22 protein-coding genes are annotated in these 21,985 nt (G+C 55.8%); 10 read left to right on the top strand and 12 right to left on the bottom strand.

Annotation, left to right across the window (positions count from 1 at the left end):
- Positions 1 to 17: 17 nt before the first annotated feature.
- The 4 genes from AC6I8I_RS13825 to crr all read left to right on the top strand — a co-directional run bounded on the left by AC6I8I_RS13825 (position 18) and on the right by crr (position 3,075).
- On the top strand, positions 18 to 212 hold the full coding sequence (locus tag AC6I8I_RS13825; protein WP_497827977.1) for a hypothetical protein: 195 nt from the start codon (positions 18 to 20) through the stop codon (positions 210 to 212).
- Between the two features lie 173 nt (positions 213 to 385).
- The gene (gene ptsH, locus AC6I8I_RS13830; RefSeq protein WP_003848868.1) at positions 386 to 643 is read left to right on the top strand and encodes a phosphocarrier protein Hpr; all 258 of its coding nucleotides are present in this window, start codon (positions 386 to 388) and stop codon (positions 641 to 643) included.
- Between the two features lie 161 nt (positions 644 to 804).
- The gene (gene ptsI / locus AC6I8I_RS13835; RefSeq protein ID WP_312054998.1) at positions 805 to 2,532 is read left to right on the top strand and encodes a phosphoenolpyruvate-protein phosphotransferase PtsI; all 1,728 of its coding nucleotides are present in this window, start codon (positions 805 to 807) and stop codon (positions 2,530 to 2,532) included.
- Positions 2,533 to 2,574: 42 nt separating this feature from the next.
- On the top strand, positions 2,575 to 3,075 hold the full coding sequence (gene crr, locus AC6I8I_RS13840; protein ID WP_069728735.1) for a PTS glucose transporter subunit IIA: 501 nt from the start codon (positions 2,575 to 2,577) through the stop codon (positions 3,073 to 3,075).
- 64 nt (positions 3,076 to 3,139) lie between these two features.
- Here crr and AC6I8I_RS13845 read toward each other — a convergent pair whose 3' ends face one another.
- From AC6I8I_RS13845 to AC6I8I_RS13890, 10 genes are all read right to left on the bottom strand, one after another.
- Positions 3,140 to 4,492 carry an ATP-binding protein gene (locus tag AC6I8I_RS13845; protein WP_312055000.1) on the bottom strand — a complete coding sequence of 451 codons (1,353 nt, stop codon included), beginning with the start codon at positions 4,490 to 4,492 and terminating at the stop codon, positions 3,140 to 3,142.
- On the bottom strand, positions 4,489 to 5,169 hold the full coding sequence (locus AC6I8I_RS13850) for a response regulator transcription factor (RefSeq protein WP_312055002.1): 681 nt from the start codon (positions 5,167 to 5,169) through the stop codon (positions 4,489 to 4,491). Before AC6I8I_RS13850 ends, AC6I8I_RS13845 begins: the two co-directional genes overlap by 4 nt.
- Before the next feature lie 170 nt (positions 5,170 to 5,339).
- On the bottom strand, positions 5,340 to 6,221 hold the full coding sequence (gene cysM, locus AC6I8I_RS13855; protein WP_312055004.1) for a cysteine synthase CysM: 882 nt from the start codon (positions 6,219 to 6,221) through the stop codon (positions 5,340 to 5,342).
- Positions 6,222 to 6,305: 84 nt separating this feature from the next.
- Complete coding sequence (gene cysA / locus AC6I8I_RS13860; RefSeq protein ID WP_312055006.1) at positions 6,306 to 7,394, bottom strand: sulfate/thiosulfate ABC transporter ATP-binding protein CysA; 1,089 nt, start codon at positions 7,392 to 7,394, stop codon at positions 6,306 to 6,308.
- Entirely contained in the window at positions 7,384 to 8,259 is an 876-nt protein-coding gene (gene cysW / locus AC6I8I_RS13865; RefSeq protein ID WP_312055008.1) for a sulfate/thiosulfate ABC transporter permease CysW, read from the bottom strand. Before cysW ends, cysA begins: the two co-directional genes overlap by 11 nt.
- On the bottom strand, positions 8,259 to 9,092 hold the full coding sequence (gene cysT, locus AC6I8I_RS13870) for a sulfate/thiosulfate ABC transporter permease CysT (RefSeq protein WP_159861163.1): 834 nt from the start codon (positions 9,090 to 9,092) through the stop codon (positions 8,259 to 8,261). The genes cysW and cysT overlap by 1 nt, the downstream gene beginning before the upstream one ends.
- Positions 9,092 to 10,108 carry a sulfate ABC transporter substrate-binding protein gene (locus AC6I8I_RS13875; protein WP_312055011.1) on the bottom strand — a complete coding sequence of 339 codons (1,017 nt, stop codon included), beginning with the start codon at positions 10,106 to 10,108 and terminating at the stop codon, positions 9,092 to 9,094. Before AC6I8I_RS13875 ends, cysT begins: the two co-directional genes overlap by 1 nt.
- Before the next feature lie 249 nt (positions 10,109 to 10,357).
- Positions 10,358 to 10,978 (bottom strand): RpoE-regulated lipoprotein, encoded by a 621-nt coding sequence (locus AC6I8I_RS13880; RefSeq protein WP_312055013.1) that lies wholly within the window; start codon positions 10,976 to 10,978, stop codon positions 10,358 to 10,360.
- 65 nt (positions 10,979 to 11,043) lie between these two features.
- Positions 11,044 to 11,511, bottom strand: coding sequence for a DUF2919 family protein (locus AC6I8I_RS13885; protein WP_312055197.1), 468 nt, complete (start codon positions 11,509 to 11,511; stop codon positions 11,044 to 11,046).
- Positions 11,501 to 11,926 carry a GNAT family acetyltransferase gene (locus AC6I8I_RS13890; RefSeq protein ID WP_031375849.1) on the bottom strand — a complete coding sequence of 142 codons (426 nt, stop codon included), beginning with the start codon at positions 11,924 to 11,926 and terminating at the stop codon, positions 11,501 to 11,503. The genes AC6I8I_RS13885 and AC6I8I_RS13890 overlap by 11 nt, the downstream gene beginning before the upstream one ends.
- Before the next feature lie 207 nt (positions 11,927 to 12,133).
- Between AC6I8I_RS13890 and amiA the strand changes: the two genes are divergently transcribed.
- The 6 genes from amiA (at position 12,134) to ampH (ending at position 20,093) form a co-directional block, all read left to right on the top strand.
- The gene (amiA, locus tag AC6I8I_RS13895) at positions 12,134 to 12,985 is read left to right on the top strand and encodes an N-acetylmuramoyl-L-alanine amidase AmiA (protein ID WP_312055016.1); all 852 of its coding nucleotides are present in this window, start codon (positions 12,134 to 12,136) and stop codon (positions 12,983 to 12,985) included.
- 88 nt (positions 12,986 to 13,073) lie between these two features.
- Complete coding sequence (gene hemF / locus AC6I8I_RS13900; RefSeq protein ID WP_312055017.1) at positions 13,074 to 13,988, top strand: oxygen-dependent coproporphyrinogen oxidase; 915 nt, start codon at positions 13,074 to 13,076, stop codon at positions 13,986 to 13,988.
- 213 nt (positions 13,989 to 14,201) lie between these two features.
- Entirely contained in the window at positions 14,202 to 15,041 is an 840-nt protein-coding gene (locus AC6I8I_RS13905) for a class I SAM-dependent methyltransferase (protein WP_312055019.1), read from the top strand.
- 624 nt (positions 15,042 to 15,665) lie between these two features.
- Positions 15,666 to 16,616 (top strand): transaldolase, encoded by a 951-nt coding sequence (tal, locus tag AC6I8I_RS13910; protein ID WP_031375846.1) that lies wholly within the window; start codon positions 15,666 to 15,668, stop codon positions 16,614 to 16,616.
- Positions 16,617 to 16,674: 58 nt separating this feature from the next.
- On the top strand, positions 16,675 to 18,675 hold the full coding sequence (gene tkt, locus AC6I8I_RS13915; protein ID WP_312055021.1) for a transketolase: 2,001 nt from the start codon (positions 16,675 to 16,677) through the stop codon (positions 18,673 to 18,675).
- A gap of 254 nt (positions 18,676 to 18,929) precedes the next feature.
- A complete protein-coding gene (gene ampH, locus AC6I8I_RS13920; RefSeq protein WP_497827978.1) occupies positions 18,930 to 20,093 on the top strand; it encodes a D-alanyl-D-alanine-carboxypeptidase/endopeptidase AmpH in 1,164 nt (387 codons plus the stop codon).
- Here ampH and AC6I8I_RS13925 read toward each other — a convergent pair.
- Positions 20,090 to 21,163, bottom strand: a complete 1,074-nt coding sequence (locus AC6I8I_RS13925; RefSeq protein WP_312055025.1) for a DUF1176 domain-containing protein — start codon at positions 21,161 to 21,163, stop codon at positions 20,090 to 20,092. The genes ampH and AC6I8I_RS13925 overlap by 4 nt on opposite strands.
- Before the next feature lie 188 nt (positions 21,164 to 21,351).
- The gene (gene nudK / locus AC6I8I_RS13930; RefSeq protein ID WP_312055027.1) at positions 21,352 to 21,930 is read right to left on the bottom strand and encodes a GDP-mannose pyrophosphatase NudK; all 579 of its coding nucleotides are present in this window, start codon (positions 21,928 to 21,930) and stop codon (positions 21,352 to 21,354) included.
- Between the last annotated feature and the right edge of the window lie 55 nt (positions 21,931 to 21,985).

Here is a 21,985-nt window from a genome sequence, read left to right on the forward strand (position 1 = left end):
CGGCTGATAGTCTGAAAATGCCGAAAAAAGCACCCGATTGGGTGCTTTTTTGTGGTGCAGATCCCACTTTTACCACCCTGCAGATTGATTTCAGTGACGCGGCTCTGGTATTTAGACTGCCAATTATTTCGATGCCTGAAATTAATCCCTCTTTGAAGTGGATCAAGCTGAATCGATTTACGGATTTGGCGAAACGGCGATTAACGGCATAATTACCCGGTGACGTGTAGAATCGTTTTTGACACGCAACGGAATTGAAAAATTCATTCATGCGCGTCGTTAGCCAGCATGATGCTATACCCGCGCACCTACACAGGCTAAAGTGACGGCTCCAGGCTAGACTTTAGATCCAAAACACTCATCCTGATAACGTTGGGGAAATAGAATGTTCCAGCAAGAAGTTACCATTACCGCACCAAACGGTCTGCACACTCGCCCAGCTGCGCAATTCGTTAAAGAAGCCAAAGCTTTCCAGTCAGAAATTACCGTGACCTCTAACGGTAAATCAGCGAGCGCAAAAAGCCTGTTCAAACTGCAGACGCTGGGTTTAACCCAGGGGACTGTCGTGACCCTTTCCGCGGAAGGTGAAGACGAGCAAAAAGCAGTTGAGCATCTGGTCAAACTGATGGCTGAACTGGAATAAGTTCCGCTCAGCTTTCCAGCAAATCGACTCCTCTGCGCCATTGAGTGCAAACATCTTGATCGCGGACAATCTGTCCGCGTTATTGCTTTCGTAAAGTACGTGTCCCGCGACAATGGCACCGCAAAGAGTCCAATCAGCCATCGTGATTAAAAGGTAAGGTTATGATTTCAGGCATTTTAGCATCACCAGGTATCGCTTTCGGCAAAGCACTGCTGCTGAAAGAAGACGAGATCGTCATCAACCGCAAGAAGATTTCGGATGACCAGGTTGAGCAGGAAGTTCAGCGCTTCCTCGACGGCCGCAGCAAGGCGGCAGTACAACTGGAAGCGATTCGCATCAAAGCGGGTGAAACCCTCGGTGAAGAGAAAGCCGCCATCTTCGAAGGCCACATCATGTTGCTGGAAGATGAAGAGCTGGAGCAGGAAATCATCGACCTGATCAAAAAAGATCACGCCTCTGCTGACGCCGCTGCCTACTCTGTTATCGATGGCCAAGCGAAAGCGCTGGAAGAGTTAGATGACGAATACCTGAAAGAGCGTGCGGCTGACGTGCGTGACATCGGTAAGCGTCTGCTGCAGAACATTTTAGGTCTGCATATCGTTGACCTGAGCGCAATTCAGGACGAATCCATTCTGGTGGCCAAAGATTTAACGCCGTCAGAAACCGCACAGCTGAACCTGAAAAAGGTGCTGGGCTTTATTACTGATTTAGGCGGGCGCACCTCGCACACCTCAATCATGGCGCGTTCCCTTGAGATCCCGGCGATTGTCGGAACCGGTAACGTCACCGCCACCATCAAAAACGGCGATTTCCTGATTCTGGATGGCGTTAATAACACCATTTACGTCAATCCTTCTGAAGCAATTCAGGAAGAGCTGAAAGCCGTACAGACCCAGTATCTGTCTGAAAAACATGAATTAGCCAAACTGAAAGATCTGCCGGCGGTGACGCTGGACGGCCATCAGGTAGAAGTGTGCGCTAACATCGGTACCGTGCGTGATATCGCTGGCGCTGAGCGCAACGGCGCAGAAGGTGTTGGCCTCTACCGTACTGAATTCCTGTTCATGGACCGTGATTCGCTGCCAAGCGAAGAAGAGCAGTTCCAGGCCTATAAAGCCGTCGCTGAAGCGATGGGTTCACAGGCGGTGATCGTGCGTACCATGGACATTGGCGGCGACAAAGATCTGCCGTACATGAACCTGCCGAAAGAAGAGAACCCGTTCCTCGGCTGGCGCGCGATTCGTATCGCCATGGACCGCAAAGAAATTTTGCATGCCCAGCTGCGTGCCATCCTGCGCGCGTCATCATTCGGCAAACTGCGCATCATGTTCCCGATGATTATTTCGGTTGAAGAAGTGCGCAGCCTGAAAGCGGAACTGGAGCTGTTGAAAGCCCAGCTGCGCGAAGAAGGTAAAGCGTTTGATGAGAGCATTGAAGTCGGCATCATGGTGGAAACCCCGGCGTCTGCCGTCATCGCGCACCATCTGGCGAAGGAAGTCGACTTCTTCAGTATTGGGACCAACGACCTGACGCAGTATACTCTGGCGGTCGATCGTGGTAATGATTTGATCTCGCACCTGTACAACCCAATGACGCCGTCAGTGCTGAATTTAATCAAGCAAGTCATTGATGCATCTCACGCTGAAGGCAAATGGACCGGCATGTGTGGTGAGCTGGCAGGTGATGAACGTGCTACACTACTGTTACTGGGAATGGGGCTGGACGAGTTCAGCATGAGTGCCATTTCTATCCCTGGCATCAAGAAAATCATTCGTAATACTAATTTCGAAGATGCGAAGGCATTGGCGGAGCAGGCACTGGCTCAACCGACAGCGGATGATTTGATGAATCTGGTTAACAAATTCATCAAAGAAAAAACGCTCTGCTAATCTGCGAGATGCTGGCCCCAAATTACTGCTTAGGAGAAGATCATGGGTTTGTTTTCTAAACTTTTTGGCGAAAAAACAGATAGCGCTGGGACAATTGACATCGTAGCGCCTCTGTCAGGCGAAATCGTGAACATTGAAGACGTACCAGATGTGGTGTTTGCAGAGAAAATCGTGGGCGACGGTATTGCGATCAAACCAAGCGGCAACAAAATGGTCGCGCCGGTTGATGGCACTATCGGCAAGATTTTTGAAACCAACCACGCTTTTTCAATCGAGTCTGATAACGGCATTGAGCTGTTTGTCCACTTCGGCATCGATACGGTTGAACTGAAAGGTGAAGGCTTCAAACGCATCGCTGAAGAAGGCCAGAAGGTCAAAAAAGGCGACGTGGTCATCGAGTTCGACTTACCGCTGCTGGAAGAGAAAGCAAAATCAACCCTGACACCGGTTGTCATCTCCAACATGGATGAAATCAAGGAATTGATTAAGCTGTCTGGCCAGGTCACCGTTGGCGAAACGCCGGTGATTCGCATCAAAAAGTAAGCGTCAGTGATTAAACATAACGGCACCTTCGGGTGCCGTTACTGTTTCTGACTCTCGTCCAGGCTCAGGGCTGCTGCCAGCGCGGTAAACGCAGCGTCAGTTCCAGGCCGCCGTCAGGTCGATTAATCGCTTTGACCTCGCCATGATGCGCCAGCACTACTTTGCGCACAATAGCTAACCCAAGGCCATAACCTTTGCCCATCAGCGGTGAATTGACCCGCACAAACGGGTCAAAAATGCTGGATAACTTCTCTTCATCAACACCCGGCCCCTGATCCCGTACCCGAATCGCCAGCCACTGCTGTTCCGCGCTTAAGCGTACTTCAATCTGCTGACCGGGCAGCGAAAAGCGCAGCGCATTGCGCAGCACGTTTTCGACGCCACGCCGTATCAGTTCCGCATTACCGCGCACCGTATAGTCGGCCTGGTTATCTACCAGAAATTCAACCCTGACGTCTGGGATCTGCGCTTCATAGCGGACATCAGTGACCACCGCATCGACTAACCCGGTCAGGTCAAAATATTGCTCATCCGGAATGCTTTCATGTTCAGCACGCGACAGGGTGAGCAGCTCGCCGATCATCTTATCCAGCCGGCGCGCCTCTTCATCAATCCGATCGAGCGAACTGCCGACGCTTTCCGGCGTCTGACGCGCCAGCCCGGTGGCCAGCTGCAGCCGCGCCAGCGGGGAGCGCAGCTCGTGAGAGATATCATGCAGCAGCTCTTCTCGCGCCCGCACCAGCGTCTCCAGCCGTTCAACCATCGCATCAAAGGCTTCCGCCACGTTGGAAATCTCATCGTGGCGTTTACGCATCATCGGGAACAGCCGTACGCTCAAATCGCCCCCGGCGACCCGGGAAAAGCCTTCGCGTAACTGACGCATCGGTCGCGTCAGGTTCCAGGCCAGCAGCAGGCTGAACAGCAGCCCTACCGAGCCGGCAAACACGAACATCGGCTCGGGAATATTCAGGAATTTACGCGGCATCATGTTCATGCTGCTGTCTTCCCGCATGCCTTTAATGTTGTAGCGCAGCTCATACTCTTTGTTGTCTGCACCACGTACCCAGCGCACGATCTGGTCGGGTATCCGGCCTTCAGACGGCGGATTTAGCCGCTCGGGCAGGCTGGGTTGCCCGGCTGGCCGCGTATGCTGTATCACGGTAAAAAACTGGCGATCGTTAGGCTCCCAGCCCGCCATCATATCCTCCAGCGCCGCGGGACCGCCCCGCTCCAGCACCGAAACCGCAGAGGCCATTTGCAGATCGACGGTACGCCGGATAGCGACGATTTCAGGCGGCTCATGGCGTTTACCGGAGAGCGAAAAACCCAGCCAGATTAACTGGCTCATGATGACGAACACGACCCAGAAGCCGATCAGAATCTTCCAGAACATCCGTCCACGGTAACTCTGCTTCATCGAATACGGTAACCAATGCTGCGCACGGTTTCGATATTTACGCTGTCGGCGGTTAAGGCGCTTAACTTCTGGCGGATATTACTGATATGAACATCGACGCTGCGGTCATAGGCTTCACGGGGACGACCGAGCCCCTTCTCCGACAGCTCATCTTTCGATACCACCCGATCCGGCGCGCGCAGCAACAGATCCAGCAGATTAAATTCCGAGGCGGTCAGGTCAAAGGCTTTGCCCTGCCATTCGGTGATGCGGGTAGCGGGATTGAGCGTCAGCTCACGCCAGCGCAGCGGTTCTTTCGCGTCCGGTTGCGGCGCCTGCTCTTCAAACCGACGCAGCACCGCCCGCAGTCGGGCAACCAGTTCACGCGGATAGCAGGGTTTCGGCATGTAATCATCCGCGCCCATCTCCAGGCCGATCACCCGATCAATATTGTCGCCTTTCGCGGTCAGCATGATCACCGGCAGGCGGCTGTTCTGCCGCACCTGACGCAGCACATCAATACCGCTCATATCGGGCAGCATGATATCCAGAATCATTGCGGTGTATTGACCGGACAGCGCCCCCTGAACCCCGGCGCTGCCGGTTAACACCAGCTGCGCATCGAACCCTTCAGCGATCAGGTACTGGCTTAACATGGTGCCTAATTCAACATCATCATCAACAAGCAGGATTTTCATTTTTATCTCTCGTACAAAATTGCCGCTATTTTGTCCTGAGCCGGAGCAGGGCGCAGCCTGATTTACGCGATCCTTACAGATTTAGCACTGCCGACGGCATAAGGCCACGCAAAAAAAAAGCCTGCGGGCAGCGAAGACGCGCGCGCAGGCCGGTTCAGGCAGAGATAACGTTACTGATAGAGGCCGGTCGAAAGATAACGATCGCCGCGATCGCAGGCGATCGCCACCACCACGCTGCCGGGATGGGCCGCGGCGATCCGTAAGGCGCCCGCCACCGCGCCGCCGGAGCTGACGCCGCAGAAAATTCCTTCACGTCGCGCCAGCGCGCGCATCGTCTCTTCCGCTTCCTGTTGTGACATATCAATCACGTCATCAACCAGATTGGGCCGGTAAATGCCCGGCAGATAGGCCAGCGGCCAGCGGCGGATCCCCGGAATACTGCTGCCCTCGCTGGGCTGTAAACCAATCACCTGCACCCCGGTATTGTGCTCTTTCAGGTAACGTCCGACGCCGGTAATGGTGCCGGTGGTGCCCATGCTGGAGACAAAATGGGTCATCCGCTGGTTTGACTGCTGCCATAACTCGGGGCCGGTGGTCTGATAATGGCCCAGCGGGTTATCCGGATTATTGAACTGGTCGAGCACCCGGCCTTCACCGCGCGCCGCCATCGCCTGCGCCAGGTCGCGCGCGCCCTCCATCCCCTGCTCGCGCGACACCAGCACCAGTTCCGCGCCGTATGCGCGCATCGCATCCTGCCGCTCCTGACTCATGTTATCCGGCATCAGCAGGCGCATCCGGTAGCCTTTCAGCGCGGCGATCATCGCCAGCGCAATGCCGGTGTTGCCACTGGTGGCTTCAATCAGCTGATCGCCGGGAGTAATTTCACCGCGCAGCTCAGCCTGATTGATCATCGACCAGGCCGCGCGATCCTTGACCGATCCCGCCGGATTATTGCCTTCCAGCTTGAGCCACACCTCACTGCCGTTGGCGGGCGTCAGGCGCTGCAGCTTAATCAGCGGGGTATTGCCGATGGTATCTTCGAGAGTCGTCACGGTGTCGTTCCTGGCGTAAGGCAAAAGAAAAATGGCAAAAAAAAGGCGGGAGTCACACTCCCGCCCGGTGTTGATGAGAAAATATCAGGCGCTCTGCGCAAAGGCAACTGCGCGCAGCGGGGTGTCACCCTGATAGAGGCGCGCCTGCTGCAGGCCAACAAACAGGCGTTCGCCACGAATTGGCGCTGTCTGCTCGCCTTCGAACACCAGTGAGAACGGTTCGCTCTGCCAGCCAGCGGGTTGCACTACCAGCTGCCAGAAATGGCCGCGCGGACTGACCTCCAGCACCTGAACCGGCAGCGGCGTTTCCAGACTGCTTCGGCGTGAAACGTCAATCTCCCACGGCCGCAGGAACAGTTCTACCGCGCCCTGATGCGCCGAGGTGTAGCCCAGCGGCCAGTGATGCGCGCCAACGTGGAACTGTGAGCCCTGAATTTCGCCATCAAAGCGGTTAACTTCACCAAGGAACTCCAGCACGAAGCGGGTCGCCGGATCGCGCCAGACGTCATCGGGCGTACCGACCTGTTCAATATTGCCCTGGCTCATTACCACAACCCGATCGGCTACTTCCATCGCCTCTTCCTGGTCATGGGTGACGAACACGCTGGTAAACTTCAGCTCTTCATGCAGCTGGCGCAGCCAGCGGCGCAGCTCTTTACGCACCTGCGCATCCAGCGCGCCAAACGGCTCATCCAGCAGCAGGATTTGTGGTTCAACCGCTAACGCACGCGCCAGCGCCACACGCTGCTTCTGTCCGCCCGACAGCTGAGCCGGAAAACGATTCGCCAGGTGCGCCAGCTGTACCATCTCCAGCAAACGGGTCACGCGCTGTTTGATTTCCGCCGTGGAGGGACGCTCACGACGCGGCAGCACCGTCAGGCCAAAGGCGATGTTGTCGAACACTGTCATATGACGGAACAGCGCATAGTGCTGAAACACAAACCCCACCTGACGGTCACGGGCGTGCAGCCGGCTGACGTCATGGTTATGAAAACGGATCTGGCCGCTGTTCTGATGCTCCAGCCCGGCAATAATGCGCAGCAGCGTAGTTTTACCCGAACCAGACGGGCCCAGCAGCGCCACCATTTCGCCCGAGGCAATATCAAGAGAGATATCGTTCAGCACCGACGTGCGACCAAAGGATTTGTTGATCTTGTTAATCTCAATGCTCATGATTTCCCTCCTGTTGCAAGCGGTTGTGCTGATGCGCTAAGCGCCATTGCACAATGCTTTTCAGAAACAGCGTAACAATTGCCATCAGCGTCAACAGCGCGGCGGCGGTAAACGCGCCAACGGTGTTGTAGTCCTGATGCAGTAATTCAACCTGAAGCGGTAAGGTATAGGTCTCACCGCGAATCGATCCCGATACCACCGAGACCGCACCAAATTCACCAATCGCGCGGGCGTTGGTCAGCACCACGCCGTACAGCAGCGCCCAGCGGATATTCGGCAGCGTGACGCGACGGAACATCTGCCAGCCAGAAGCGCCCAGCAGCACCGCTGCTTCATCTTCGTGGCTGCCCTGGCTCAGCATCACCGGCACCAGCTCGCGCACCACAAAGGGACAGGTCACAAACACCGTCGCCAGCACCATGCCGGGCCAGGCAAACATAATCTGGATGTTATGCGCATCCAGCCAGCCGCCAGCCGGGCCGTTGACGCCCCAGAACAGCAGATACATCAGGCCAGCCACTACCGGCGAGACGGCAAACGGAATATCAAACAGCGTCAGCAGCAGCTGTCGTCCCGGAAAGGTAAAACGCGTCACCAGCCACGCCAGCAGCGTACCGAACACCAGATTGACCGGCACGGTGATCAGCGCCACCAGCACCGTCAGCCAGATCGCATGCAGCATGTCGCCATCCGCCAGATTGCCGAGCGCTACGCCCAATCCCTGGTTCAGTGCTTCCCAGAAGATCGAGGCCATCGGCACCACCAGCAGCAGTACCGAGAACAGCGTCCCGATACCAATCAGCAGCCATTTGCCCCAGTTTACCGGCTGGCGGGCAGCATGATTAAGTTGCGAAACCTCTGCCATTAGTGGCCTCCCAGACGACGGCCAAAGCGGCTCTGTAGTGTGTTAATCGCGAACAACAGAATCAACGAGGCGGCCAGAATCACCGAGGCGATAGCACTGGCGGCCGGATAATCAAACTCCTGCAGGCGGACAAAAATCATCAGTGAGGTCACTTCGGTTTTCCACGCGATGTTGCCGGCAATGAAGATCACCGCGCCAAACTCTCCCAGGCTGCGGGTAAACGACAAGGCGGTGCCAGCCAGCAGCGCAGGCGCGACCTCCGGCAGTACCACGCGGCGGAAACTCTGCCACGGCGTGGCGCCCAGGGTTTCAGCAGCTTCTTCATACTCCGGGCCTAACTCTTCCAGCACCGGCTGCACGGTTCGCACCACAAACGGAATACTGGTGAACGCCATCGCGATGGCGATACCGATCCAGGTGTAGGAAATTTTGATATCAAAATGGGCGAACCACTGCCCATACCAGCCGTTGACCGAAAACAGGCCGGCGAGGGTTAACCCCGCTACGGCCGTCGGCAGGGCGAACGGCAGATCCATCAGGCCATCCAGCAGCGTGCGGCCAGGAAAACGGTAACGGGTGAGGATCCACGCCATCAGCATGCCGAACACCGCGTTAAACAGTGAAGCCACGCCCGCAGAGAGCAGCGTCACCTTATAGGCGGCAATCAGCTGCGGATTGGTGACCACATCCCAGTACTGTTGCAGTGTCATCTGCGACAGCTGCATGATCACTGCACTGATGGGCAGCAACAGAATTAAACAGGTAAACAGCAGACTGGTGCCCAGGCTGATACCAAAGCCGGGCAACACGCGTTTCTGGCTGGCTGCAAACATTATCCACGCCCCGCCGCTAACAATTTGTCGAGCTCACCGCCGCTGGCAAAATGGGTCTGCATGACCTTATCCCAGCCGCCAAAGGCCTCTTCCACCCGGAACAGCGAGGTTTGCGGGAAACGATCTTTCTGCTCCGCCATCAGCTGTGGATTGTTCACCCGATAGTAATAACGGGTGATGATCGCCTGAGCTGCCGGGGTGTAGAGATAATTGAGGTATGCGCTGGCCGCGTCGGTGGTGTTGTTGTGGGCGACGTTTTTATCTACCCACGCCACCGGGAACTCCGCCAGAATGTCAGTTTTCGGCACCACCACTTCATACTGGTCTTTACCGTACTGATTGCGGATGTTGTTAACTTCCGACTCAAAGCTGATCAACACATCGCCGAGGCCACGTTCGGCAAAAGTGGTGGTCGCGCCACGGCCGCCGGTATCAAACACTTCAACATTTTTCAGAAACTGCGTCATAAAGGCGCGGGTTTTGGCCTGATCGCCGCCATCGGCTTTATCCGCAGCGCCCCAGGCAGCCAGGTAGGTATAACGACCATTACCGGAGGTTTTTGGATTAGGGAAAATCAGCTTCACGTCGTTGCGGGCCAGATCTGACCAGTCATGAATCTGCTTTGGATTGCCCTTACGCACCAGGAACGCCATGGTGGAGTAAAACGGCGAACTGCTGTTCGGCAGTCGGTTTTTCCAGTCGGCCGCAATCAGGTTGCCTTTGTCATGCAGCACCTGCACGTCAGTAACCTGATTGTAGGTGACCACATCCGCGCGCAGCCCCTGCAGGATCGCCAGTGCCTGCTTCGACGAGCCGGCATGTGACATCTTAATGGTCAGGGGATCGGCTGGATGGCTGGCATCCCACTGTTTAATGAACGGCGCATTCAGGGCAACAAACAGCTCACGTGACACATCATAGGAGCTATTCAGTAATTCAGTAGCATGGGCTGCGCCGGCCACGCTCAGCGACAAGGCGATACCGCTCACGATTTTTTTCATCGCTTGTAATGTCATTTGGCACCCTGAAAAAGTTTGATGCGGATCTCACCCGCTGAGGTACCAGTTTATTTATAACTGTGTGAAAACCAGTAACGGTTTTATATATCGTTTGATGATTTCAAAGTCGAAAAAAGCATAAGACGACGGCGAAGTTTATGCAGTTTTCAGCAAAAGACGAGGCGGACGACAGGTCGCGTCCGCAGGGGGATTGAGGTAAGCATGCAGGGCAGCGGCGGACTGCCGGGCAGCGCGCCGCTGCCGGGTTTAACGCTGCCAGACAATCTTGCTGATTTTCCAGTTCTTCAGCGTGTCGTCTGAAGGCATTAAGCCTGCCGGGCCGTGCCAGTCGCCGTGGTAAACGTAGGTCAGATGCTGGCTGCCGGGCACGCGGCAGGCGACGTCGCGGCTATCGGTTCCGCTGGCCAGCGTGCAGTTATCGAAAGCTTTGCTGAATTTATTGCTGAACAGATCGCCGACTTTGCTGCCGTCAGCGCTGACAATATTGCTGTCCATCACTTCAATGCGTTCTGGCTGTGACTGACCGTACACCACCACTTTGACCTCGCCATCTTTCAGCGCCTGCCAGAAAGAAACCACCTGGCCGTTCTGACTGCGCATCCCCTGACGCAGGTTATAGTCGCCATTCAGTCCGTCATTAATGGCGCTTTCGTTCATGGCGGTCGAAGCGGTTAAGCCGCCCACGCCCTGCTCAGTCACGGTCAGTGAGGAGCCAAACCAGTTCCACGGCAGCGTTGATGACCAGTGATAACTCAGCGGATTCCACCAGCTTACCTGCTGGCTGCTGTCAGCGCCGGAACCGGCGTTGCTGGCGCAGCCACTCAACACAACGGCGGCCATCAATAGCGTGGAACGAACAGCTTTCATGAAAACTCCTGTTAATGCGATGCCGGTAAGGCGGAACTGATTGGAGTCGCAAAGCGGCAAAAAGTTTATTTAAGATGGTGTTCGGGCAGAAAGCAGTCGCGCAGTCGCCGGTTGCTTTGCAGCCAGATCAACGCCAGCAGGTCAAACAGCGTCAGTAACAGCGGCAGCGGCGAGCTGAGCAGATCGCCCTGAATAAACTGCACGCCCTGCCAGAGTAAATTCACCAGCAGTGAAAGCGCCAGCACGCTGCGCCAGTGTTGCCACAGCCGCGGCCAGCGCGTCCGGTAGCCGGTCAGCAGCAGTCCCGCCAGCGCCGGTAACCCGAGCGCGAGACCGATCCAGAACGCCTGCCGGTCAGGATAGAACAGCGCGAGCAGATCGTTACCCTGCTGACGTGAGGCGCCGGCCATCACCAGCAGCAGCCAGGTTCGCGCCTGCAGCAGCAGGATCAGCCAAAAAAGAAACGGCAGCCGCAGCTGCCCTTTGCCATCATACTCATCCGGCAGATAGTCGGGTGACGGATTAATATTCACGATCTTCAATCAGACGCTTGCCATACAGCAGCGCATCGACCGGCTCGTAATCAAGCTTCTCGTAAAACGCCACCACCTGATCGTTCTCTTCCCGGATCATCAGATGCAGCTTCGGACAACCGCGGGCGATCAGCTTCTTCTCCAGCCGGTTCATCAGGGCATTAGCAAAGCCGCGGCCCTGATAATCAGGATGGACGGCCAGATAGTAAGCAGCACCGCGATGGCCATCGTAGCCTCCCATCAACGTCCCTACGACTACGCCGCCGACTTCAGCGACCAGGAAAAGATCGGGGTCGTGATGCATCTTACGTTCGATATCCAGCTCCGGATCGTTCCATGGCCGTAACAAATCGCAACGTTCCCATAAGGTGATCACTTCTTCAAAATCTTCCTGGCGGAAGGCGCGGATTTCCATCTTCTTTACCTGCAACTAACCACAATTTGCTGATTATCACGCATTCTTCGACACACGCAACCCTCGCCACGCTGGCGACAAACAAAAAACGCAAATTTTCTGTTCGCGGACTGAAATACAAAGTAATGCCCTGAAATGTTTCAAAGATCGCAGCTGGCATAGCGTTACGCTATAACATCGGCAACATTCTTCTGAACGGACCCGCACATGCATTTGCTTAAACGTTTGATTCACCGTCGCCAGTTACTGCTTTCCGGGCTGGCGCTGGCCATTTTATCGCCGCGTGCCGTTCAGGCCAAAGAGCAGTCTGCCGGGTTGCAGAACAGTACGCGTCATCCGCGCCCTGCCCCGCCAGCCAAAAATGGTAAGCGCATCGTTATGCTTGATCCCGGCCACGGCGGCGTTGACTCCGGCGCAGTCGGCGAAGAGGGATCGGAAGAGAAGCACATCGTGCTGGAGATCGCCGGCAATGTGCAGCGACAGTTACAGAGTCATCCGCGCATTGAGGTCCGGCTGACGCGCGACAGCGACCATTTTATTCCGCTGTATCAGCGGGTCGAGATTGCGCATCAGCACGGCGCGCATCTGTTTATGTCGATCCATGCCGATGGTTTCACCAGCCCGGACGCCAATGGCGCCTCGGTTTTTGCCCTTTCCAATCGCGGCGCCAGCAGTTCAATGGCGCGCTATCTGTCGCAGCGGGAAAATGATGCCGACAAACTGGGTGGTGCTGCGGTACAACAGCAGGATCACTATCTGCAGCAGATTCTGTTCGATCTGGTGCAGACAGATACCATCAAAAACAGCCTGACGCTCGGCAAGCACGTGCTGGATCAGATCCGGCCGGTGCACCATCTGCATAGCCAGCACACCGAACAGGCCGCGTTTGCGGTCCTGAAGTCACCGTCGATTCCCTCAGTGCTGGTCGAAACCTCCTTTATCACCAATCCGCGTGAAGAACAGTTGCTCGGCACCAGCGCGTTCCGCCAGAAAATTGCCGCCGCCATTGCCAGCGGGATCGTCAATTACTTCGATGAATTCGATCGCCGCAATGCCTGATTGCGGCTCACTGTGACGGCCGCAACCATGCACGCCGCCAGATTTTGCGTATAATCGCGGCAGACTTTGACCAACAATAAGCGAAGAGATGGCTGATATTTCCCGCGTAAAAGCATTCCTGCTCGCCCTGCAGGATGAGATTTGTACCCGACTGGCGGCTGAAGATGGCGGCGCACAGTTTGCTGAAGATAGCTGGCAGCGTCCCGGCGGCGGCGGCGGGCAGAGCCGTGTGCTGCGCAACGGGGCGGTATTTGAACAGGCGGGCGTCAACTTTTCGCATGTGCATGGCGATCAGATGCCGGCCTCGGCAACCGCACACCGGCCCGAGCTGGCGGGCCGCAGCTTTGAAGCGATGGGCGTCTCACTGGTGATCCACCCGCATAATCCCTACGTGCCCACCAGCCATGCCAACGTCCGTTTCTTTATTGCTGAGAAACCGGGCGCCGATCCGGTGTGGTGGTTTGGCGGCGGCTTTGACCTGACGCCGTTTTACGGCTTTGAGGAGGATGCGCTGCACTGGCATCAGACCGCCTTCGATATTTGCCAGCCGTTCGGCGACGATATCTATCCCCGTTATAAAAAGTGGTGCGACGACTACTTTTATCTCAAACATCGTGATGAGCAGCGCGGCATTGGCGGCCTGTTTTTTGACGATCTTAATACCCCTGACTTTGAGCACTGCTTCAGCTTTATGCAGGCGGTGGGCCGCGGCTTTATCGAAGCCTATCAGCCGATTGTGACACGGCGCAAAGATCATCCGTGGGGCGACCGCGAACGCCAGTTCCAGCTCTATCGTCGCGGCCGCTACGTGGAGTTCAATCTGGTGTGGGATCGGGGCACGCTGTTTGGTTTGCAGACCGGCGGCCGTACCGAGTCGATCCTGATGTCGATGCCGCCGCTGGTGCGCTGGGAATATGCTTACCAGCCGGCGGAAGATTCCCCTGAAGCCGCGCTCTACCGTGATTTCCTACCGGTAAAAAACTGGCTCAATCTGCCCGCCTGATCGCATGACTCCGCAGCGCGGCCCTGCGCTGCGGTTAAATCACCGTTGCAGCGTTAAATGGGCTGTTTTACCGCGGCCAACAATAAAGCCATTCTGTTACCGGTTCTCCTGGCCGAATAAAACCAAAATAGCCTTCACTTCCGTTTGATGCTCATCCAATTGTGCTTCTCGTTTGATTGATATAATAAAAGCCCCGCGACAAGGATAACGGCAATGGCCCTTTTTATTAATCCAGACGAAACACTTCAATCACTTAGCTTTACTGACGTTGCTGAACGACTCAATATTGCATTAAAAAGTGGTTTTAAACCCAACCTGACCCCGTGGCTGGGTAAAAATATTCTCTTCGACGATATCGTTGCTAAAAGAGATCACAGTAACGACCATTATGAAGATCAATGTTCAGCAAAATATTACTATGACATTTTCAATACGATTAAATCGACGCTGGGCGAAGCGAGCCGAATTGTTGAAGTCGGCGTATTTATGGGCGGCAGTACCTCAATATTAGCCGGATGCGCGCATTATCTCGGCATCGAACTCGATTTAATCGATATCAACCCTGACTTTTTACGGTTTGCCCACGAACGCGCCAGAAGAAGTTACCCTGAAACCGTCGAAAGCCGGGTCAGGATGTTTCACGGCACGCTGCCGGAGTACGTCAGAGACGTGCTGATGGAAGAAGAGGATGTCAAAATTATTGTCCATCATGACGGCGCTCACTCTTTTGAACAGGTAATTCGTGACCTCGGCAGCCTCGCTTATTTAAAAGATAAACTGCACAGCGTTTTGATTCAGGATACCCATTTACGCGGCGTGCCTAAGTTCTTTAATTTTGTCGACGCGGCCGTCTATGCTATTTTCGGCCGGGATGTCACCTACGCACCTATCGGCAGCGTTTATCATGACAGCCGGGTTTGCGAGCCTAATAAGTGGGAAGGCAATTATTATATGCCGGGCGAGCCTGAAGGAATGTATATTCCACTGAGCCATAATAAATTCCACTATCCGCATCCGAAAATCGCGTTATCACAGTTTTTCGAGACGCTATAAGGCTGCTACGTCTTCGCTGCGCTCGCCGGATTCGATACGTTTCCCCGGCCGTAAGGCTTCATCCTGAAGATATAACACGCTTCTGAACCGGTTAGCCGTTATTAACCGGTTAAGAAGATGCCGATATTCCCGCCGCCTCGGTGTGCGGCGGGTTTTCAGCGCCCCGCTTTTCCAGCATACACTCACCCGCTAAAAAACCGGTCCTGATTACTATCTGCTTAGCAGCGCTCCCGCTGCCGCCGCCCTGCAGCGACGCGTCCTCTATTGCCTTCTTAACGCGCCCGGAGCACACCCCTATCATCCCTACATCAATCGCGGTGCGCTGTCCGCTAACGCTGCCGGTGTTTCTGATACGGCACGGATTGCTACAGTGTTGCCTGCGTCATTTGTCCTGCCTGCTATGCTTAGAGGTGGAATATGGCGCACCCCACGGTTAAAACCGCATGACGGCTTCCTTCGCACCGCCTCGCAGCGCAACAATCAGAGAAACCGCATTTTCATCGGAAAGTGTCTGTTGCAATGTTATGGGTTCGCGTTCCCGGTAGCAGAGCACGCCACAGACTGGCTACGAGGCCTGAGGTGCTCCCTTTTCGCTTTCATGTTTTCTTTTCAAGGAGTTAAGAAATGAACCAGCTAGAAGCCCTTAAACAGTTCACCACCGTGGTGGCGGACAGTGGTGATATCGAATCAATTCGCAATTACCACCCGGAAGACGCCACCACTAACCCGTCACTGATCCTCAAAGCCTCCAGTCTGGATGCCTATAAACATCTGATCGATGATGCCATCGACTACGCCAAAAAGCAGGGCGGCAGCAAAGAGACGCAGATCATCAATGCCAGCGACAAAGTGGCGATTAACCTCGGTATGGAGATTCTGAAAAGCGTACCGGGCCGTGTCTCGACCGAAGTGGATGCGCGCCTCTCTTTCGATCGTGGCATGTGTGTGACTAAAGCAGAGAAACTGGTTCGCCTGTACGAAGAGCACGGTATCGACCGCTCACGTATTCTGATCAAGCTGGCCTCAACCTGGGAAGGCATTCGTGCGGCGGAAGAGCTGGAGAAAAACGGCATCAACTGTAACCTGACGCTGCTGTTCTCCTTTGCTCAGGCGCGGGCCTGTGCCGAAGCGGGCGTGTTCCTGATCTCGCCTTTTGTCGGCCGTATTTATGACTGGTACAACAGCCGCAAACCAATGGACCCTTATGTGGTCGACGAAGATCCGGGCGTGAAATCCGTTCGTCGCATCTACGACTACTATAAAAAGCATCGCTACAGCACCATCATCATGGGCGCCAGCTTCCGTAAAGTGGAGCAGATTGTGGCACTGGCCGGCTGCGACCGCCTGACCATTTCGCCTAACCTGCTGGAAGAGCTGCAGAACAGCGATGCGCCGCTGGAACGTAAACTCGAGCCGTCAACCGAAGGCTTCCATCAGCCGTCACCGCTCTCTGAAGCTGAGTTCCGCTGGGAGCATAACCAGGATCCGATGGCGGTGGAAAAACTCTCTGACGGTATCCGTCAGTTCGCGGTTGACCAGCAGAAGCTGGAAGATGTGCTCGCCGCACGCCTGTAGTGTTCATTTTTAGTCGGGCGGGAATTTCCCGCCCTGATTCTTAACAAGGGAGAACTTTATGTCCTCACGCAGAGAGTTGGCAAACGCGATTCGTGCACTGAGTATGGATGCAGTACAGAAAGCAAACTCAGGTCACCCGGGTGCGCCAATGGGCATGGCAGATATCGCTGAAGTGTTGTGGCGCGACTTCCTCAAGCACAATCCAACCAATCCCGCCTGGCTCGACCGCGACCGGTTTATCCTCTCCAACGGTCACGGTTCAATGCTGCTTTACAGCCTGCTGCACCTGACCGGTTATGACCTGCCGATTGAAGAGCTGAAGAATTTCCGTCAGCTGCACTCAAAGACGCCAGGCCACCCGGAGATCGGCTACACCCCCGGCGTTGAAACCACCACCGGCCCGCTGGGTCAGGGACTGGCGAATGCTGTCGGCTTAGCGATTGCTGAGCGCACGCTGGCGGCGCAGTTTAACCGCCCGGATCACGACATCGTTGACCACTTCACCTATGTCTTCATGGGCGATGGCTGTCTGATGGAAGGGATCTCGCACGAAGTTTGTTCGCTGGCCGGTACCCTCGGCCTCGGCAAACTGATCGGCTTCTACGACCACAATGGTATTTCGATTGATGGCGAAACCGAAGGCTGGTTTACCGACGACACCCATAAACGCTTTGAATCCTACAACTGGCACGTGATTGGCGACATTGACGGACACGATCCGGACGCGGTCAGCCAGGCGATCAAAGAAGCGCAGAGCGTAACTGACAAGCCGTCACTGATTATCTGCCGCACCATTATCGGTTTCGGTTCGCCGAACAAAGCCGGTAAAGAGGAGTCGCACGGCGCGGCGCTGGGTGAGGAAGAAGTGGCGCTGACGCGTAAGCAGCTCGGCTGGAACTATCCGCCGTTTGAAATTCCGGCAGATATCTACCAGCAGTGGGATGCCAAAGCCGCCGGTGCAGAACGCGAAAAAGCCTGGGATGCGAAATTTGCCGCCTATAAGCAGGCCCATCCTGAGCTGGCACTGGAATATGAGCGCCGGATGAATGGCGAAATGCCCTCTACCTGGGAAGCGGAAGCCACCAAATTCATCAACGATCTGCAGGCCAATCCACAGAAAATTGCCAGCCGTAAGGCGTCGCAAAACTCGCTGGAAGCCTACGGCAAATTACTGCCTGAGTTCCTCGGCGGATCGGCTGACCTGGCCCCAAGTAACCTCACCATCTGGTCAGGCTCGAAGTCGATCAAAGACGATCCGGCCGGTAACTACATTCACTACGGCGTACGTGAATTCGGCATGACGGCGATTGGTAACGGTATCGCTCACCATGGCGGCTTCGTGCCTTACACCGCCACCTTCCTGATGTTTGTTGAGTACGCCCGTAATGCAGCGCGTATGGCGGCACTGATGAAGGCACGGCAGATTCTGGTCTATACCCATGACTCGATTGGTCTGGGTGAAGATGGTCCGACGCACCAGCCGGTTGAACAGATCGCCAGCCTGCGCCTGACGCCGAACATGAGCGTCTGGCGTCCGTGCGATCAGGTTGAGACGGCAGTGGCATGGAAAGCGGCGGTAGAGCGCCATCACGGCCCGACGGCGCTGATTCTGTCTCGTCAGAACCTGCTGCAACCGGAGCGCACGCCACAGCAGATTGAGAACATCAAGCGTGGCGGTTATGTGCTGAAAGATTGCGACGGTACGCCAGAAGTGATTCTGATCGCCACCGGTTCAGAGATTGAGATCACCCTCGGTGCCGCAGAGAAACTGACCACCGGCGGCCATAAAGTCCGGGTCGTCTCGCTGCCGTCTACTGACCTGTTTGATGCGCAGGATGCCGCTTACCGTGAATCGGTGCTGCCGAGCGGCGTGAAAGCGCGCGTGGCGGTTGAAGCCGGTATCGCTGACTACTGGTTCAAGTATGTCGGACTGGATGGTGCGATTGTCGGGATGACCACCTTCGGTGAATCAGCGCCAGCCGGTAAGTTGTTCCCTGAGTTTGGCTTCACGATTGAAAACATCGTCAGCCACGCTGAAGCATTACTCAAGCCAGTCTAATGCTTTTGCCCTTCCCGGCCGATCGGGAAGGGCCATTTCGGCTGATAGCCTGAAACAGAAAAAAAATCCGTTCTCCCCTCTTCACGCCTCACGCAAACTGATTACTATAGACTTGTCCTATTTTACGCTGCCTGTCTGCTGGCCGCCCGCAGCTTCCTGTCTGATGGAATGCAGCGGTTTGCTGTCGGTGACATCCTGAAATATTAAGGCAGCCATTTTCCGCCGATTGAATAGCGAAGCCCTTTCCGTTGAACATGCGCACACCTTATTTACTGGCCTTAATGGTTTCTCTGCTTCCATTAAAAAGCATGGCGCAGGTCGCGCCCGATCCGTTGCTGGCGTCACAGATTGTCGATCGCTATGCGGAACATATTTTCTACGGCAGCGGTGCGACCGGCATGGCGCTGGTTGCCATTGATGGTAATCAGCGGGTGTTCGCCAGCTTTGGTGAAACCCGGCCAGGCAACAATGTGCGTCCGCAGAAAGATTCGCTGATTCGCATCGCCTCGCTGAGTAAGCTCATGACCAGCGAAGTGATGGTGAAACTGGCAGAGCGCGGCCAGATCCGCCTCGACGATCCGCTCAGTAAATATGCACCACCGGGTGCACGGGTGCCGAGCTACAACGGCCAGCCGATTCGGCTGATTAACCTGTCGACCCATACCAGCGGTCTGCCGCGTGAGCAGCCCGGCGGTAAGCCGCATCGTCCGGTCTTTGTCTGGCCCACCCGCGGTGAGCGCTGGAACTGGCTCTCTGGTGCCACGCTTAAATCAGCGCCTGGCAGCGATGCTGCCTACTCCAACCTGGGTTACGATCTGCTGGGCGATGTGCTGTCACGGGCAGCCGGTACGCCTTATCCGGCGCTGTTTCAGCAGCTGATTACCCGGCCGCTCGGTATGAAAGACACCACGTTTACCCCGTCGCCAGAGCAGTGTGGCCGGTTAATGGTGGCCGAGAAAGGTGCCAGCCCCTGTAACAATACGCTGGCCGCGATTGGCAGCGGTGGCGTCTATTCCACCCCGGATGATATGGGCCGCTGGATGCAGCAGTTCCTGAATTCGTCGGTCAACCACCGCACGCCGCAGATCGATCGGCTGCAGACGCTGATTTATCGCCGCGACCAGCTGCGCAAAGTTGAGGGAATGGATGTGCCCGGCAAAGCCGACGCGCTGGGGATGGGCTGGGTCTATATGGCACCCAAATCCGGACGCCCCGGCATCATTCAGAAAACCGGCGGTGGCGGCGGTTTCATTACCTATATGGCGATGGTGCCGCAGCATAATGTGGGAGTCTTTGTGGTAGTTACCCGCTCACCGCTCACCCGCTTTACGCCGATGAGCGATGGCGTGAACAACATGCTGGCCGAGCTGGTGGGCAACCAGCTGGGATCGCCGATGATGGTGCAGGCGATTCGTTAACGCTGCTGCACCGCACTGGCGGACTGGCTTACCCACAGGGTGGGCCAGTCATCGCTGCTGTGCCAGGCATCACAGGTCGATTCTTCCGCATACTCCGCCAGCACAAAACGCGTTCCGTCGAACTGCCAGCGTGTCGCTCTGCCGCAGTCTCCTAATCCGCGTCCTTTGCCAAAGGTATAGAGCTGGCCGGTGGCCGCATCATAATCCGCATTAATCAGCTCAAGCTGGCGTTCACTGGAGCCTGGCGGCGTAAACGGCAGCGTCAGCGTCATGCCGCGCGCCACGTAAGGCTGACTGCGCGTCACTTCAAACGCCAGATCAATCACGTTGTAGGCCCCCATTTCGCAACTCACCAGTAGCAGTGCTTTCTGGTCGGTCAGCGGCGCCACGCTCACCTGGCGTCGCATCGGGTCCAGCGAACAGGAATCGGTGTTGATCCGCCAGGTGCCGTAATCGATCAATCCGCTGGTTTCTTCGCGGGTCAGCGCAGCAGGCTGAGGCGGTGCAGGCGGTAACGACGGCAGGGTTGGTGAAGGCGGTACATCCCAGCTGGCCCGATCGCCGCGCTTAACCCAGGCACTCATGCCGTTCACCCTGCCCTGCACGTCATCCATCAGCAGCAGGGCCGCTTTCATGCCGCGCAGCGAAATCAGAGCGTTGGGATCGTAGGTGAGCTGCACGGTTTTAGCATCCAGTACCAAATCAAGGAATTCATCAATGGCGATGGCGTTACTGGTGGCGAGATGATGAGGTTCTACCGTCCAGTGTTTCAGATCGGGTTTAAGGCGACGCTGGTCGAGCAACAGATTGTCCTGCAGCGGCCCGCCCTTGAGCTCACCGCTGTAGGCGCTGCCATAGTCAATACGCAGCAGCGGCCGGTCATTAACCCCCGCATGGCGCGAAATAGTCATGACTAATCCTTTGTCGCCCGGAATATTGCGTGCCACGCAGAATGCCGCGTTGTTGCAGGTCATTTGCCAGTCATTAAACGACTTCTGCAACGGTTCGGCCTGCACAGAGGCAACCAACAATGAAGACGACAGCCACAGCGATTTCATCCAATACGACATTAAGAAAATCGATCCCCGAATACTCAGAGTGGAGATGATAGCGCATCAGCGGGCCCGACGGCGGCCGCATTCTGTGAACCCGTCCAGAAAGCGCGGTTAACTGCTTAAAAATCAGGCATGAGTCAGTAAAAAAATGCCGCATTGACGGTCGCCGCTCAGGATAAAATCGGATCGATTTACTGCCTGGGTTACGGCGTTAACCAGCCCGCCAACTGCGCATGCTGTAACAACATCACGGTTTTTCCGTCGCAGATGCGGCCATCTTTGACCATCGCCAGCGCCTGCGGAAAAGGCATCTCCAGCACCTCGATCAACTCATCTTCAACGCCACCGCCGGCATTGTCGCGCAGCGAATCATTATACTCAGCGGCGAAAAAGTGTATTAGCTCGGTTACGCCGCCCGGCGACATGTAGCAGGCGTAAAGTTTTTCCACCTTGCCCACCGCATAACCGGTCTCTTCAATCGCCTCTTTGCGAATGCAATCTTCGGGTGAATCGTCGTCGAGTAAGCCAGCACAGGCTTCGATCAGCATGCCGCTTTGGTTACCGTTGACGTAGGTGGCAATGCGAAACTGACGCGTCAGCACCACGCTGTTCTTTTCGCGGTTATACAGCAGGATTGTCGCCCCGTTCCCGCGATCGTAGACTTCGCGTTTATGGCGAATCACTGTGTCACGCCGGTCGGTGATTTCGTAGGTGAAGTTGCGTAGCACAAACCAGTTATCAGACAGCAACTTATCCTTAATGACATTGATCTTAAACGACATGCAGACTCCGCTACGGCATAAAGGGAGTCTTCCATCATAGGATGAAGCCGTCGGG

Source organism: Pantoea sp. X-Soil-YNGN-775 (assembly GCF_059730575.1).

What these genes read in the sequence shown, in the direction of transcription:
- cysA (WP_312055006.1), bottom strand. Translation starts at nt 7,394, where the DNA reads ATGAGCATTGAGATTAACAAGATCAACAAATCCTTTGGTCGCACGTCG.
- ampH (WP_497827978.1), top strand. Translation starts at nt 18,930, where the DNA reads ATGCGCACACCTTATTTACTGGCCTTAATGGTTTCTCTGCTTCCATTA.
- tkt (WP_312055021.1), top strand. Translation starts at nt 16,675, where the DNA reads ATGTCCTCACGCAGAGAGTTGGCAAACGCGATTCGTGCACTGAGTATG.
- AC6I8I_RS13845 (WP_312055000.1), bottom strand. Translation starts at nt 4,492, where the DNA reads ATGAAGCAGAGTTACCGTGGACGGATGTTCTGGAAGATTCTGATCGGC.
- ptsH (WP_003848868.1), top strand. Translation starts at nt 386, where the DNA reads ATGTTCCAGCAAGAAGTTACCATTACCGCACCAAACGGTCTGCACACT.
- nudK (WP_312055027.1), bottom strand. Translation starts at nt 21,930, where the DNA reads ATGTCGTTTAAGATCAATGTCATTAAGGATAAGTTGCTGTCTGATAAC.
- AC6I8I_RS13875 (WP_312055011.1), bottom strand. Translation starts at nt 10,108, where the DNA reads ATGACATTACAAGCGATGAAAAAAATCGTGAGCGGTATCGCCTTGTCG.
- AC6I8I_RS13850 (WP_312055002.1), bottom strand. Translation starts at nt 5,169, where the DNA reads ATGAAAATCCTGCTTGTTGATGATGATGTTGAATTAGGCACCATGTTA.
- tal (WP_031375846.1), top strand. Translation starts at nt 15,666, where the DNA reads ATGAACCAGCTAGAAGCCCTTAAACAGTTCACCACCGTGGTGGCGGAC.
- AC6I8I_RS13925 (WP_312055025.1), bottom strand. Translation starts at nt 21,163, where the DNA reads ATGTCGTATTGGATGAAATCGCTGTGGCTGTCGTCTTCATTGTTGGTT.
- AC6I8I_RS13905 (WP_312055019.1), top strand. Translation starts at nt 14,202, where the DNA reads ATGGCCCTTTTTATTAATCCAGACGAAACACTTCAATCACTTAGCTTT.
- crr (WP_069728735.1), top strand. Translation starts at nt 2,575, where the DNA reads ATGGGTTTGTTTTCTAAACTTTTTGGCGAAAAAACAGATAGCGCTGGG.
- AC6I8I_RS13825 (WP_497827977.1), top strand. Translation starts at nt 18, where the DNA reads ATGCCGAAAAAAGCACCCGATTGGGTGCTTTTTTGTGGTGCAGATCCC.
- AC6I8I_RS13890 (WP_031375849.1), bottom strand. Translation starts at nt 11,926, where the DNA reads ATGGAAATCCGCGCCTTCCGCCAGGAAGATTTTGAAGAAGTGATCACC.
- cysW (WP_312055008.1), bottom strand. Translation starts at nt 8,259, where the DNA reads ATGGCAGAGGTTTCGCAACTTAATCATGCTGCCCGCCAGCCGGTAAAC.
- ptsI (WP_312054998.1), top strand. Translation starts at nt 805, where the DNA reads ATGATTTCAGGCATTTTAGCATCACCAGGTATCGCTTTCGGCAAAGCA.
- amiA (WP_312055016.1), top strand. Translation starts at nt 12,134, where the DNA reads ATGCATTTGCTTAAACGTTTGATTCACCGTCGCCAGTTACTGCTTTCC.
- AC6I8I_RS13880 (WP_312055013.1), bottom strand. Translation starts at nt 10,978, where the DNA reads ATGAAAGCTGTTCGTTCCACGCTATTGATGGCCGCCGTTGTGTTGAGT.
- hemF (WP_312055017.1), top strand. Translation starts at nt 13,074, where the DNA reads ATGGCTGATATTTCCCGCGTAAAAGCATTCCTGCTCGCCCTGCAGGAT.
- cysT (WP_159861163.1), bottom strand. Translation starts at nt 9,092, where the DNA reads ATGTTTGCAGCCAGCCAGAAACGCGTGTTGCCCGGCTTTGGTATCAGC.